Consider the following 15,003-nt stretch of genomic DNA (forward strand, 5'->3'; position numbering starts at 1 on the left):
ACAAAATTATGATTTAGATGGAAAAATTTTAACCTTTTCCTGATTTGTTTATAGATTGCTTTTGATTTACACACAATTTTCTTTGCGTTTTATTTTCATTGCTGATCACATTCTCGGACAGCCTGTTGATCAGTGATTTCAAAAATTGGTTTAAAATCAAAAGGGGATGTCCTGTTAACCTCTGACTAAATACGCCAGACACTTCTTTAAGCTTGCCCATTTAAAAATCCTCGTCTATCCGGCATTCAGGTGTAAGAAGGCGTGGAAAAGAGTGTTGCTATCCAAACTGAAAACCGAATCATCAATAACAACGATCCCACTTTCTTTAAAGAAAAGGACTTATCTCCTGGCGACTTCAAGAAATATAAAAACGCGATTGCCGTTTTCTCCCCCTCGCGCAGATTTTTTGCTATAGTCCCATTGTGATTGATTTGGTAGCCGGTTTCATTCCATCCGTAAAACAGGTTGTTTTTTTTGAAATCGAGCAAATCCTGGGTCCATGCAAAACCACAGAAAATCCTATGGTTTTTAATTTTGCTAATTCGATCAATGACCATCCCGTGCCTCCCTTTGGATAATCTGGGAGCCTTCGGAGCGCTCCATGTGCATCTCATGCCCATGGTACTGACACGCCAGCAATCCCAGCCTTCGACGAATTTCTTGTAGCCAATCAGTAGATTGACCGGAGAAGTCGAATCCTTCACCGAGGCAGACATGGCTTTCGTAAAGTCACTATTTTCCACCGTTAGTTGGGTGGTGGTAGCCAGACCGTCCCGGGCTGTTTTTTTCAGAGTTATACCAGAGCGGGACGCACTGGCGACCTTGTCTCTTGCTACCTCGACGATTGCATGTACATGATTCGGCATTACGCACCATGCGTGCAAATGATAGCGTTCCCCATCGAAATGTTTCAACGCCCCTGCGACTATTTCAGCGATTTCCGGCTTTTTAAAATGACAATCGCCATGGCCTGTATCCAAAAAAGATTCGATTCGTTCTGAATAGAGGAATTGGAGCCGCTTTTTTCTTCCTCCGTCAACTCGCACCCCAAGGCTTTTGCGTTTTCTTCAATCGAATTTCGTTCAGCAAGCCATTCATTCCGCCTGGAGTTCGGTACAGAATCAGCGAGACGAAATGAAACATGATAAATCGCATTATCACATGTCCAATGCGGTAGATTTTCACCTTCGGATATTTGAAGTGATTGGTTGTCTAATCCGATATTCAGAGAACCAGACCGGGACGGTCTGGCTACCTTTCCACTGCCGCCCGCCCTGCTTAGTTCATGCGCGTAATATATTGCATGGTAGTCCGTAATCATTTTCCCGAATCCTTCTTAAAAGTATGTATGAGAGATGAAGGATAAGGGAGAACTCTGAAAATTGTCTTTATCTTTCCATCGTCCGCATTTCACCTTTTCTTTATCCGTCATTTTTCCGCCTTCATCCTTCATCCATTTGACAGGGTGTTGTCTTACCATAGTAATCCCTTTGCGCCGCACAAAGAGACGCATGCAATGCGTCTCTGCAGTTTGTTGCTACCATACAATTCCTATACGCACACTACTACAAAGCTTGTTTAAATAATAATCTTCTTCCCTTCTCCCAGTTTTGCATTGGTTAATTCTTCAAGGAGTTCGTTTACCCGCGGTACCATCGCCGTGGGGTCAAAGACTACGCCGTCCTGCATCAGCGCGTTTTCGTATAACTGGGTAATTATTTTGCCGACGATCTGCTGATTGTCCGGTATTTCGTTCATCCTTGCCAGGTTTTGAATCATCTTGTTTTTTCTGTTAATTTCCATAATCTTTTTTGGCATCTGATAATTCTTGTCCATCATGTGGATGAGTTTCTGGACGTGAACGCTTGGCGAAGTATCAGGACTTACCAGACAGCATGGGCTTTCGCTCAACCGGTGGGATTCCGTGACGTCTGTTACATTGTCTGCCAGGCAGACCTTCATGGTTTTTAAAAGATGGTTAAATATCACATCGTAGTTTTGCGGTTCTGAAGACGTATCGACAATCCCCTTATCGGCGTCTTTCAATACGTCTAAATTTGCCTGATCTGCGGAACGGATGGGTCTTTTTTCGAATTCCCCGAGGCCGGAAAGGAGGAATTCATCGTTGGGGTCGGTTAAGTACAACACCTCGACGCCTTTCTTCCGGAATATTTCCAGATGAGGGCTTTTCTCGATAGTGTCCCGGCTTACGGCTGTTATATAGTATATTTCTTTTTGTTCGGGTTTCATTCTTTCTGTGTATTCTCTCAGCGAAACAAGCTCTCCTGCATCTTTGCACTGCGAAGAATTAAACCGCATTAATTGCGCAATTGTTTCCCTGTTCTCAAAATCAAAGTGCACCCCTTCCTTTAATATTCTGCCGAATTGCTTCCAGAAGATTTCATACTTTTCCTTATCGTTTTTTGCGATATTCTGCAAAAGACCCAGGACTTGCCTGATAAGTATGTTTTTCATCTTCTGGATAACCCGGTTGTCCTGAAAGGTCTCCCTCGAAATATTCAATGGAATATCGGAAGAGTCCACTACGCCGCGAATAAATCTCAGGTATTCCGGCAAAAGCGCCTTGCAGTCTGCCTGAATGAGGATTTTATTGCAATATAGCTGAATACCGTGTTCCAGTTTTTTTAAAATAACAGATTCATAATTTACCGCCGGGCAATAGAGGATGCTGTAAAACTGAATAGGCGCCTCGGCGGAGGCATGCAAATGGAAAAGGGGCGCTTCTTCAACGTTTGCAATGAACTTGTAAAACTCCTCGTATTGTTCAGCGGTAACATTCTTTTTGGGTTCTTTCCACAGGGCGGTGATCTGATTTGCCCTTTCACCGCAGACCATTATCGGAAAACTTACAAAGTTTGAATATTTCCTGATGATGGAGGAAATCCTTGTTTTGTCAGTGTACTCTTTTTCTTCCTCCTTTAAATGGACTATTATCTCCGTACCGCGCCTTTCCTTTTCAATCTGGTGCAGAAAATATTTCCCGGTACCGTCTGATCTCCATTCATAAGCAGGTTCTCCCTTTTTATAGGACTTTGTTCTGATCCTTACTTCATCGGCAACCATAAAAACAGAGTAGAAACCTACCCCAAACTGTCCGATTACGTTTGAATCTTTTTTTGCCTCCTCGGATAAATTGGTAATAAATTCAAGGGACCCTGATTTCGCAATGGTTCCCACGTTCTTTACCACTTCGTCCTTCGTCATCCCAATGCCAGTATCGATTATGGTAAGGGTTTTGTTTTGTTCGTCCATCTCAATATTGATTTCGAGTGGCAGCTCTTTTCCCTCGTAATCTTCATTGGTAAGCGAATGAAAGCGCTGCTTCGTAAGTGCGTCTGACGCATTGGAAATGAGTTCCCGCAGGAATATTTCTTTGTGCGTGTATAAAGAATGTGAAAGTATGTTAAGTAGTTTTTTTATTTCCGCCTGAAACTCAAAGCCTTCTTCTTTTTTTGACTCTTCTGCCATATACCTCTCCTATAAAGAATAAACCATCTGATCGATTGTTTAATGCGTAATAATGTTGTTTTTTGAAAAATTCCAATAATAGCGATGTTTGCCGCACGGTGTAGGGGCGAAGCATTTGCTGTAAATTGTTATAAATAAGTTCATACCCAAACGGGCAAATGCTTCGCCCCTTCTTTTGATAGTGATAAAAACTAACACATGCTGTTCAGATTGTCAAGCAAACCGTAACTTATTGCACGATTGTATGATATGGTAATTTTCCTACAAAGAAAACATGTGATGAAAAAGTCAAAAATCTAAACGGTCCCCTTTTTTCTTCATATCCCGAATTGATTGTTGAGCTTGTGGGATATTCCCGTTGTAAAAAGTAAATTGTGCTCTAAGGGAAAAAGATTACAATATAAAGCAATGGACTCATTTCTTAAGGCAACGTTACGTTAATTTTTAATAGTTTCTGTTGTCCCTCAAGCATCTTTAGATTGGGGAAAATTCGCGAAAAAAATATTAATAGGGGAGATTTTGTGAAAATTAATGTGGTATTTTTCATTTTATTTGTTGCCCTCATTTACCTTCCGATGCCTATATTTGCAATTAAACCTGCAATTGGACAAAATGCTAAACTGGAAAAGGCAAAAACCTATAAGACAGGGGATACACTGGGTATATTGATTAAAGACATTTCAACCTCTGTTAATTATGGGAAAGAAGTTGGCTTTGGTTCTGATGATTTTTATAAGAATACCGGAAAACACGCCGCAATCGTGAGGGTTTGGCTTGTAAACCAGACGGACAAGACAATAAAAGTAGACCCGGCACATTTTAAGGCAATTACCAATAATGGATTTACCCTGTCGATTGACAATTATACCTGCAAGACCATAGATCCTTTCCAAATTACTGAACTGGAACCAAAAGAAGAAGTGCAAGGGTTGATTGTTTTTGCACTAAACACGTCGGACGCGGCGTATCGCATAAAAAACATTCTTTACGATGACCAGAAAGGAAACAGGATAACAAGGTCCTATGATGATGCGGTTCTTTATGGTTTATATGATCACGCAGAAAAAAGGGGAAGGTAGGGGACTGAAATATTTGAAATAACGGCTAATGGAATTTATCTACATTTTTATATTCTATCTTGTAAAGAGGGTCAATTGGGGGCGAGGAAAGAATATTTTTCAGAATATTGAAAAACAATTATTTCTTGACTTATGAATTTGATGTGATAAATAGTATAAAAAACGGCAAACCAATCGTGAGGTTGGGACGCAAAGCCATGGGTCTTCTTTTTTATAGGAAGAATGTCAGGTTGCCGCCTTAAAAAGGCGTAAAAACAAATTACAGAGCTTTCGTTGAAACTATAAAGTATCTCTTTTCAAAAACAGACGTTAGGTAGATGAATTGGTAATTTCTTTTTTTAAATTGATAATACTTTATTGATTTTGCGTTAGAAATTTAATCTGCTTTTAATAAAACCGAAGACCCAAGGCAAGTACAAAACTTGTCTTGGGTCTTTTTATTTTACCGAAATAAAAACCAAAATAAAAAAAATTGTAACATTTTAGTTTTTTGAAAAACCCCGCCAGTCATTAACCCCATGCGTTTCGTCGTGTGGAGAATGGCGGGCTTTAACCCTGCAAAATATGTGTTCTTTCGATGGCAATATGAACCTTTAAGATTTCATTATGCATCCATTTGGGTGGTCTCATTTGTGGGCATTGAAAATATAAATTATGTGAGAGATTATAATTATATCTTATTGATGATTCCTGTATCCTGTATCTTTTTTATCGAGGAGAAATGAAATGAAAAATAATATCTTTACACTATTTCAAAGAGCAAAAAAGAATGGAATTTTGCTGATACTTTCATTTCTTTTTGCAATTACGGTATTGCATTTGAGCAGTACAGGGAAGACTTCTTATGGAGAAAGCACCCCTGACGACCCTTACCGTGACGCATTTGAGTATGTCGAGGGAGAATTAATTGTAAAATTTAATAAAAATGTCCCGCAACAGGCGATTGAAGCTGTGAACGAATCCCTTGGCGCTAAGGAAATAACTTCATTTAAAGCACTCGGCTTAAGCCACATGAGACTGCCCGAAGGCAGCGACGTTCATGATTTTGCAAAGGTGTACGAAAAAAACACGAATGTGGAATATGCCGAACCGAACTTTATCTATTACGAGGATTACATTCCTACGGATACGAATTTCTCGTCATTATGGGCATTGCACAATACCGGACAAACGGGGGGAACTGCAGATGCGGATATAGATGCCGTTGAGGCATGGGACACCTTTAACGGAGACCCTTCTCCCAATCCGAAGATTGTTGTCGGGGTGGTGGATTCAGGGATCGAATATACCCACGAGGATCTGGCTGACAACATGTGGACAAACCCCGGTGAAATTGCGGGGAATAACATAGACGACGATAATAATGGATATATTGACGATATCCATGGAATAAACACTACCGATAACGACAGGGGCAGTGGCGACCCCATGGATGATGCAAGCGATATACAGGGTGGACACGGAACCGCTGTGGCAGGGGTAATCGGCGCCGTTGAGGGAAATGGAAAGGGGATCGTTGGTGTGAATTTTAATGTGGAACTCATGGCGCTAAAGTTTATACGCAGGGGAGAAGGCCAGTTGGCGACCGCCCTTGAATGTTTAAATTATGCCATTGATATGAAAAAGAATCATAATGTAAATATAAAGGTACTCAATAACAGTTGGGGCGGAGGCCCCTATTCACAGGCACTTTCCAACGCTATCGATGAACTCAGGGACATTGATATCCTCTTTATAGGAGGAGCCGGAAACTTATCGAGGGATACAGATGTCTCTTCTTACTACCCTGCAAGCTATCCGCAGGACAATGTAATCAGCGTTGCGGGCACAGACGCCAAAGATTCGATGGTCAGTTATAGCAGTTTTGGAGCGTCCACAGTTGATGTATTTGCACCTACGGAAAATATAAGGACTACCATATTAAATAACAGCTATACGACCGCAGGCGGCGTTTCGATGTCGGTTGCGTATACCTCCGGGCTTGCATCTTTAATATTTGGGTATTATCCATCGGTAACGTATGCGGATGTAAGGGATATTATGTTTTCCACCGTTGACCTGCCGGCAACGGCGCCATCGGGAAAGACCATAACGGGAGGCAGGATAAACGCGAATAATGCGCTTAACCCAAACTATCCTGCCAATCTCCCCCCTGTCGTTACCGGGATATCACCCATATTCGGAAGTATCGGAGCAACTGTTACGATTACAGGAAGTCATTTCGGCGCTACGGAGGGAAGTGTTACATTCAACGGCATACCTGCCGCGATATCTTCATGGAGTGATACCGTCATTGCCTGCACAGTGCCTGATGGAGCTGGCACGGGGAAGGCAAAGGTAACCACCGGCAGTTTTGTCAGCAATCCCTCAAATCCAGTCTTCACGGTGTCGTGTATGGATTCCCGCGGGGCAATGCCCACTGCGGTGTATCGTCCTGCGGTGGCCGTACATGATGGAAAGATATACGCAATCGGCGGTTTTACGCTAACGCTCTTATCTACCGGGCAGGTGGTGAATGAGGATGCCGATTTTGTGCAAATATATGATACCATTGCCGATACGTTTTCAACAACTACGGACGTCAACGGAAATGATGTTGGTAAGCCCACGTCGGCGTCAAACGCCTGTGCCGCAGCTATTGATGGTAAGATATATGTAGCGGGAGGGTATGTACCTACAACACCTCCGACACGGCTTGATGTATTGGAGGTATATGATATTGCCTCGAATACATGGGATACAACAAAGACACCGCTTCCGAAAGGGTTGTCCGGAGCGTCTGCGGTGGCGCTGAACGGAATGCTGTATGTAATGGGAGGGGCTTCTACCACTACTTCTGGCGGTTTTATTGATGAAAAAGAATTGTACCGCTATGACCCTGTAACCGATTCATGGACGCAGTTATCTCCTATGAACACCAACAGGTCATTTTTTGGCGCTGCGGTTATTAACGGGAAGATATATGTATGTGGAGGGCATGGGGACGCAGGGTTTTTAAGTTCAATGGAGGTGTATGATCCTTCAACGGACACGTGGGCAGCTTTAGCCCCGATGAACTCGGTACGATATGATTTTGGTTGTGTCGCGATAGAGGGGAAACTTGTTGTCTTTGGGGGAAATGATTCGGTAGAGAGCCCGCCCTTTTTTGACAGTGTGGAGATATACGATCCGGCTTTGAATCAGTGGAGTCTCCATGATTGTCCGTTGAGTATTGCACGTCAGGGGGTAAGGGGAGCGGTTGTTGATAACGCGGTCTATGCTTTATGCGGTATGGATGGGCCTCAGTCACTATATAATGTTATCGATGTTATGAATTTTGATATTGTCGAAGATACCATACCGGATCAGTTCACATTTACCGATCAAACAGATGTGGCATTAAGTACGTTAGCAACTTCTAACACCATAATCGTTACGGGGATTAATACCGCTGCTGCTATATCCATAGCAGGAAATAACGGTGAATATTCTGTCAACGGCGGTGCATATGTAACCACATCAGGAACGGTAAATGGCGGTGATACGGTTGCCGTCCGCCAGACAGCGTCGGCAAACTTTGCGACCACAACTGATACTACGCTGACGATTGGAGGCGTCTCCGATACATTCAGTGTAACCACGCTGGCTGCGGAGCCTGTACCGCCCATATCGCCTGCCAATCTTGTAGCAAATGCATTGAATGATAATCAAATAGATCTGAATTGGATTGATAATTCTTCCGATGAAACCGGGTTCAGGATTGAACGGTCGTTGGATCAAACAATCTGGTCAGAAATTGCGTCGGCAGGAACAGACGTAACCAGTTACAATGATAGCGGGCTGAGTGCGAACACTACTTACTATTACCAGGTACGCGCATATAACGATACGGGAAATTCTGGTTATTCAAACATTGCATCAGCAACAACCAGCGATTTACCACCGTCAGTTATCAAGTATTATGCAACAAGTGAAACAGCGGTTTCCGGTCAAGTCTCAGGAGATTATACTGACACATGGGATAATGATGATATGCCTCAGGTTATTACCGAAGTGGAATGCCGGGGGAGATTAAACAAACGTTACAGCTACCTTGAGCATAAATGGCATTTTACTATCAGCGCGGGATTTTCTGTTACATTATACGCCAATGTTTATAAAAGCAATTCGGGTGAAGACAATTTTATCTTCCAGTATTCCACTAATGGTAAGAATTTTAACTATATCGCAGGAGTAAGCAGCACCGATATCAACAACATGGAAATCTGGCAATTACCAGCAACGTTGAATGGTGAAGTATTCATCAGGGTTATTGATTCTGATAGAACGCAAGGGAATAAAAATTTAGACTCTATCTATATTGACCAGATGTATATCCAGGTTGAGTAAGATGCAAGCGATACACTACCAATTGCACTGTGAAATTTGGAGGTAACAGTTGTTTCATCAAGTTAGTTATCGCAAAAAGTATCTATTTTTCTAAAAATTTAATATGGTATCGTAGTAGCAAGGCGCGCCTTGCTACTACATGAACAGTTTGAAATTCCTAAACGTTAAACGACCGAAGCACGGCTCGTGCCCAAACTCCTGTTTGGGAGCGTAATGGCGCCGGAACCCGCCGGGAGTCGTGTAATGTTTGCGCTGAATAATTACAATATTCTTAAAAAAGAAGGCACTTCTGAAGTTCTGAAATTACGGCAAAATCCAATGATAGGGTAATTTCTTGACAAGGAAAACGTGCGGTGATAGACTCCGAAAACTGTTTACGCAGGGAGAAGTTTCAATAATTTTCAGCACTTAAAATTATGAGTGAACGAAATGACATTTCAAGAGATTATTTTAACGTTACAAAAATACTGGGCTGATTATGGGTGCATACTTTGGCAGCCATATGATACGGAAAAGGGGGCGGGAACCTTTAATCCCGCAACGTTCCTTAAGGTACTCGGTCCAGAACCATGGAAATGCGCCTATGTCGAACCTTCCCGTCGCCCAACGGACGGCAGATATGGGGAGAATCCAAACAGATTGCAACACTACTACCAATTCCAGGTAATTGTAAAACCCGCCCCTGACGATTCGCAGGGGATTTATTTAAACAGTTTGCGGGCACTGGGGATAGACCTCGTAAAACATGACGTGCGATTTGTTGAGGACGATTGGGAGTCTCCTACCCTGGGGGCGACAGGTCTCGGGTGGGAAATATGGCTGGACGGCATGGAAATTACACAATTCACCTATTTTCAACAGGTAGGCGGATTTGAACTTGAACCGATTACCCTCGAACTTACCTACGGACTCGAACGCATTGCAATGTTTATTCAGGAAAAGGAATCGGTGTTTGACCTGGAATGGGTGGAAGGATATACCTATGGCGATATCCATAAGCAGGATGAAGAGCAATTCTCCACTTACAACTTCAAGGTTGCGGACACGTCAATGCTTTTTAAACTCTTTGAATTCTACGAAATTGAATGCCAGAGGTTATTAAAAGATGACCTTCCGTTGCCCGCGTATGACTATGTTATGAAGTGTTCTCACACTTTCAATTTGCTGGACGCGCGGGGGGCAATTGGCGTTACGCAAAGAACGGGTTATATTAAAAGGGTAAGAAGTCTGGCAAGAGGCTGCGCGGAGGGGTACATCCGGCTGCGCGAGTCATTGCAGTGGCCTCTTTTAAAGCATGCCTCCGTCGCAATCCGGTAATTGTGAAATCCGAAGCACGAAATCCGAAACAAATTCTAATGACAAAATGATTTGAAATTCTAAAAAAGTGCATCTTTCGCATTTCGTGCTTAGTGCTTCGTATTTTTTATCTCATGCTTGCTTGGTTTTGGCTATACCACTGTTCTTCTCTGCGGGGCAACAATATCGACCAGGAAACATGCGAAAAGCTGTTTATATTGGCTGGTAAGGTAGCCAGACCGTCCCGGTCTGGTTCTCTGAATATCGGATTAGACAACCAATCACTTCAAATATCCGAAGGCGAAAATCTACCACACTGGACATGTGATAATGCGATTTATCATGTTTCATTTCGCCTCGTTGATTCTGTACCGAACTCCAGGCGGAATGAATGGCTTGCTGAACGAAATTCGATTGAAGAAAACGCAAAAGCCTTGGGACGAGAGTTGATGGAGGAAGAAAAAAAGCGGCTCCAATTCCTCTATTCAGAACGAATCGAATTTTTTTCGGATACAGGCCATGGCGATTGTCATTTGAAAAAGCCGGAAATTGCTGAAATAGTCGCAGGGGCATTGAAACATTTCGATGGGGAACGCTATCATTTGCACGCATGGTGCGTGATGCCGAATCATGTACATGTAATCGTCGAGGTAAGCCAGAGACAAGGTAGCCAGTGCGCCCCGCTCTGGTATAACCCCGAAAAAAACAGACCGGGACGGTCTGTCTACCATACTGTTCTTTCAGAGAAAGAATATCGCTTCCAGATCAACTGTGTCTGAGGAGGTGAACATTCCCGATTTTTTGTAATAAAGCTTATTGATTTAGGTAGGGTGGGTCAGGTGAAGCGCATCCATCAATAATATTTTTCTTATGGGTGCGCTAGCGTTTTACTCCTCCTACTCAAAAATGACACGTTACAAAAAATCGGGCAAGGCCCCTTTTAGGTATTCAATTGAGTACTGCCATTGTCGTTTGGTTAATCAGCAGATTTTGTGAATCGAAAAGCTCCCTGGTGCGGGAAAGGAAATCATCTGTGATCGCGGCAGAATATTGGCTGGAGGTTTTGATTTGAACGCTTCCGTTGTTTGGAGTGGCAATTTCAATGAAAAACGGACACACGCCCCTGTGTTTTTTAATAAGGTCTTTTAACTGTATCAGTTTGGTTTCGTCAAAATGAGCCGCTTCAAGGCGCAATCCAAAAGATTTTACCAGGCGCGGGAAAGCGTTTTTCCCGGTGATTATTTCATTTATTTTTACACTCGGCGTTGAGCCTTTATACCCCACATTACCGCAGATAAAAACGACGGCGTCTATTTTTGCCAATGGCTCATATTCCTTCAGTTCTTTGCTAAAAGCGATGCATTTGATCGCGCCTTCCATATCATCAAGTGTGATGTACATCATCGGGTCGCCTTTTTTGGTGGTGCTTTTTTTGATATCGGTGATAATACCGCCAACAATCACATCAGTCCCCTCCGGTAGTTCAGATATTTCCGAGGAAGAATTGGTGGCCAATAGCTTGATTTTTTCTTCATACTCGCTCAGCGGGCTTGAGCTGAAGTAAAATCCGAGGCTTTCCTTTTCCGCCTGGCGGATTTCATTTTCGTTCCATGGCGTAGTGTTGCTTATTGCGGTGTTTCCTGTTTCGATCACATCCATAGCGCTTCCGATATCGAATAATGATCTTTGTCCCCTAAGCTTCCCCTTGTTTACTGCGCTTCCCAGTTCCATTGCCGAGTCAAGAGAGGCAAGCAGTCTTGCCCTGTCGTCAGACAGAGAGTCGAAGCTTCCTGATTTAACAAGGCTCTCAATGACTTGTTTGTTAACCGTGCGCAAATCAACCCTCTTACAGAAATCCAGTATTGAAGAGAATTTTCCGCCTTTTTCCCTTGTAGAAACAATAGATTCAATTGCCTTATCGCCGGCATTCTTGACAGCGCCAAGACCGAAACGTATTTTATTTCCTTCAGAGATGGTGAAATCGCTGAGGCTCTCATTGACGTCCGGTTTGAGTATTTCGATATTCATCCGGCGGCAGTCTTCAATATAATCAATGATTTTTTCTGTATTTTGCTTTTCACAGCTCAATTGGGCAGTCATGTACTGGAGGGGATAATTGGTTTTTAAATAAGCGGTTTGGTAAGTAATTACGGCATATGCCGCTGAATGGGATTTGTTGAAGCCATAGCCAGCGAAAAATTCCATGAGTTCAAATATTTTTATCGCTGTTTTTTTCGGAATGTCGTTTGAAATTGCTCCATTTACAAACTGGTCCTTGAATTTTGCCATAATTTCGGGTTTCTTTTTCCCCATCGCCTTGCGCAAATTATCGGCTTCATTCAGTGTGAATCCTGCCAGGCGATTGGCGATCCTCATCACCTGTTCCTGATATAAAATGACGCCGTATGTTTCTTTCAGTATCGATTCTAAGGTTGGGTGGATATATTCAACCGCCTCTTTCCCGTGTTTTCTGTTGATGAATGAATCAACCATGCCGCTTTGTAATGGTCCAGGGCGATAGAGTGCTACCAAAGGCAGGATATCAGCAAATGCGTCCGGTTTCAGTTTTTTAAGTAATTCCTTAAATCCTTTGCTGGTTTCTACCTGAAAGACCCCTTTTACGTTGCCGCTGGAAAGCATCTGATAGGTTGCCTTGTCGTCTACGGGTATTTTTGCGAGATCAATTATTTCTCCCGTTGTTTCATGGATCAACTGGAGCGCCCTTTTTATTACCGTTAATTTCCGTACACCCAGGAAGTCGGCCTTTAGCAACCCTATTTTATCTACCAGTATTTCATCGTAATATTGAGTGGTGACGGCGTCCCCTTTTTTGGCAAGCGGAACATATTCTGTTAATGGTTCATCGGAAATAACAATGCCTGCCGCATGTACTGAGGCATGGCGGCATAGCCCTTCCAGTTTCTTTGAAATGTCGAACAATTCCCTAAATTGTTTTTCGGCTTGACAGATCGCTTTTAAAGCCGGTTCTTGTTCCAGGGCTTCTTCTAAGGTGATATTGAGGGTATTAGGAATCAGTTTTGCTATTTTGTCAACTTCAGAAAGAGGTATGTCAAGCACCCGCCCAACATCCCGGATGACAGCCTTTGCTTTCATCGTACCGAATGTAATGATCTGTGCAACATTGCTATCTCCGCCATATTTTTCCCTTACGTACCGGATAATTTCTTCACGGCCTTCTGCGCAGAAATCAATATCCAGATCAGGCATTGATATTCTTTCCGCATTCAAAAATCGTTCAAACAATAAATCGTTTTCGATAGGGTCTATGTTGGTGATGTTCAATACATAGGCGACAATACTGCCCGCCCCTGATCCTCTTCCTGTTGCGGGGATATTGAGGGTATTTGCATAATGAATAAAATCCCATACAATTAAAAAATATTCGACAAACCCCGTTTTCTCTATAACTTTAAGTTCATGGTCCAATCGTTCGCTGATGTGAGGGAGTATGGCGCCGTATTTTCTTATCACCCCTTCTTCGCAGAGTTTTCTCAGATATGCCTTGTTGCTTATCCCTTCGGGAGGCGTAAATTTTGGGAGATGCAGCTTCCCGAAATCCATTTTTACATCGCAGCGTTCTGCAATGTGCAGGGTATTTTCGAGGGCGTGAGGTATTTCCATAAACAAGGCGTGCATTTCCTGGTAATTTTTAAAGTAGAATTCGTTCGTATCGAAACGAAGCCTTTGTCTGTCAGATACGCGCTTGCCGGTATTTATGCATAACAATGCGTCATGGGCAACTGCGTCATCGATATTCATATAATGCACGTCGTTGGTTGCGACGAGGGGGATGTTTAGTGTTTTCCCAATTTTGACCGCCTCAGACACCAGTTTTTCCTGCAGTGGGATTTTGTTGTTTTGTATTTCAAGGTAAAAATGGTTTTCACCAAAGAGTTCCCGGTATTCTCTGGCAAGGTTCATGGCGTCGTTATGGCGGTCAAAGGACAAGTGGCGATTGATTTCAGAAGCCATGCATCCGCTAAGGCAGATAATCCCGGTTGAATGGGATTTCAGCAGTTCTTTATCGATTCTCGGTTTGTAGTAAAAGCCTTCCAGATATGCAGATGTGGAAAGTTTTAGTAAATTTCGGTATCCTTCATAATTTTCCGCCAGGAGTGTTATATGGCTAAGTGTTTCCTTCCCATTTTTTGATTCCTTGTCAAGGCGACCGCCTTGCGCAACGTATGCTTCGTAACCTATAATGGGTTTTATTCCAGCGGATTGCGCGGCTTCGTAAAATTCGATTGCGCCGTACATGTTGCCATGGTCTGTAATGGCAAGGGCAGGCATTTTAAAATGCAATGCCTTGCTAACAAGGTCTTTTATTTTGCAGGCGCCATCAAGAAGGCTATATTCACTGTGGACATGGAGATGAACGAAGTTGTTTGTGTCCATAAGTTACACCCGATTGAATTTGATGTGGAACGTTGGAAAAGCCTTATACTTTGAGCAGGAATATTTCATTGTAAACGCAAGATGTTGTACCCTAACTGATATAGTAATCCAATTTATAGCCATACAACTGAAAAGTCAATATGAAATTCGATTATTTTGGCAACATCATATGAAAACGGACGTCCAAATTTTAATGACAAATTTACTTGAAACTTGTTTTATATTTTGCTAGCATAACTCCCACCTCAATTTCCGTTTCGCGGCTAAAGAAGGGTAATCGGGCAGTATTCATTTGCCTTTCTGGCAAATGTATCATTTTATATCTATATAACAGTAGATGGGTTTTAGAATAAAT

The 15,003-nt window shown here is 42.7% G+C and carries 9 protein-coding genes and 1 riboswitch; of the genes, 4 read left to right on the forward strand and 5 right to left on the reverse strand.

Annotated features, from left to right (window positions below):
* Window positions 1-245: 245 nt before the first annotated feature.
* The 4 genes from ABJL82_RS03770 to htpG form a co-directional block, all read right to left on the reverse strand.
* The gene (locus tag ABJL82_RS03770) at window positions 246-980 is read right to left on the reverse strand and encodes a hypothetical protein (RefSeq protein WP_347273380.1); all 735 of its coding nucleotides are present in this window, start codon (window positions 978-980) and stop codon (window positions 246-248) included.
* On the reverse strand, window positions 926-1,321 hold the full coding sequence (locus ABJL82_RS03775) for a hypothetical protein (RefSeq protein ID WP_347273381.1): 396 nt from the start codon (window positions 1,319-1,321) through the stop codon (window positions 926-928). Before ABJL82_RS03775 ends, ABJL82_RS03770 begins: the two co-directional genes overlap by 55 nt.
* A gap of 15 nt (window positions 1,322-1,336) precedes the next feature.
* The gene (locus ABJL82_RS03780) at window positions 1,337-1,480 is read right to left on the reverse strand and encodes a hypothetical protein (RefSeq protein ID WP_347273382.1); all 144 of its coding nucleotides are present in this window, start codon (window positions 1,478-1,480) and stop codon (window positions 1,337-1,339) included.
* A 98-nt stretch (window positions 1,481-1,578) separates the two neighbouring features.
* On the reverse strand, window positions 1,579-3,489 hold the full coding sequence (htpG, locus tag ABJL82_RS03785; protein ID WP_347273383.1) for a molecular chaperone HtpG: 1,911 nt from the start codon (window positions 3,487-3,489) through the stop codon (window positions 1,579-1,581).
* A 521-nt stretch (window positions 3,490-4,010) separates the two neighbouring features.
* Here htpG and ABJL82_RS03790 point away from each other — a divergent pair.
* The 4 genes from ABJL82_RS03790 to ABJL82_RS03805 all read left to right on the forward strand — a co-directional run bounded on the left by ABJL82_RS03790 (window position 4,011) and on the right by ABJL82_RS03805 (window position 11,011).
* The gene (locus ABJL82_RS03790; RefSeq protein ID WP_347273384.1) at window positions 4,011-4,568 is read left to right on the forward strand and encodes a DUF4352 domain-containing protein; all 558 of its coding nucleotides are present in this window, start codon (window positions 4,011-4,013) and stop codon (window positions 4,566-4,568) included.
* Between the two features lie 154 nt (window positions 4,569-4,722).
* Window positions 4,723-4,806: riboswitch (cyclic di-GMP riboswitch) on the forward strand.
* 488 nt (window positions 4,807-5,294) lie between these two features.
* Window positions 5,295-8,936: a S8 family serine peptidase gene (locus ABJL82_RS03795; protein WP_347273385.1), complete on the forward strand. Its 3,642-nt coding sequence runs from the start codon at window positions 5,295-5,297 to the stop codon at window positions 8,934-8,936.
* Window positions 8,937-9,365: 429 nt separating this feature from the next.
* Window positions 9,366-10,253, forward strand: a complete 888-nt coding sequence (locus ABJL82_RS03800) for a glycine--tRNA ligase subunit alpha (RefSeq protein WP_347273386.1) — start codon at window positions 9,366-9,368, stop codon at window positions 10,251-10,253.
* Window positions 10,254-10,450: 197 nt separating this feature from the next.
* Window positions 10,451-11,011, forward strand: coding sequence for a hypothetical protein (locus ABJL82_RS03805; RefSeq protein WP_347273387.1), 561 nt, complete (start codon window positions 10,451-10,453; stop codon window positions 11,009-11,011).
* 169 nt (window positions 11,012-11,180) lie between these two features.
* Here the strand turns inward: ABJL82_RS03805 and ABJL82_RS03810 are convergent, their stop codons facing one another.
* Window positions 11,181-14,648 (reverse strand): DNA polymerase III subunit alpha, encoded by a 3,468-nt coding sequence (locus tag ABJL82_RS03810; protein WP_347273388.1) that lies wholly within the window; start codon window positions 14,646-14,648, stop codon window positions 11,181-11,183.
* Window positions 14,649-15,003: the final 355 nt, after the last annotated feature.

The organism is Candidatus Kuenenia sp., from assembly GCF_039794105.1.
Lineage (GTDB): Bacteria > Planctomycetota > Brocadiia > Brocadiales > Brocadiaceae > Kuenenia.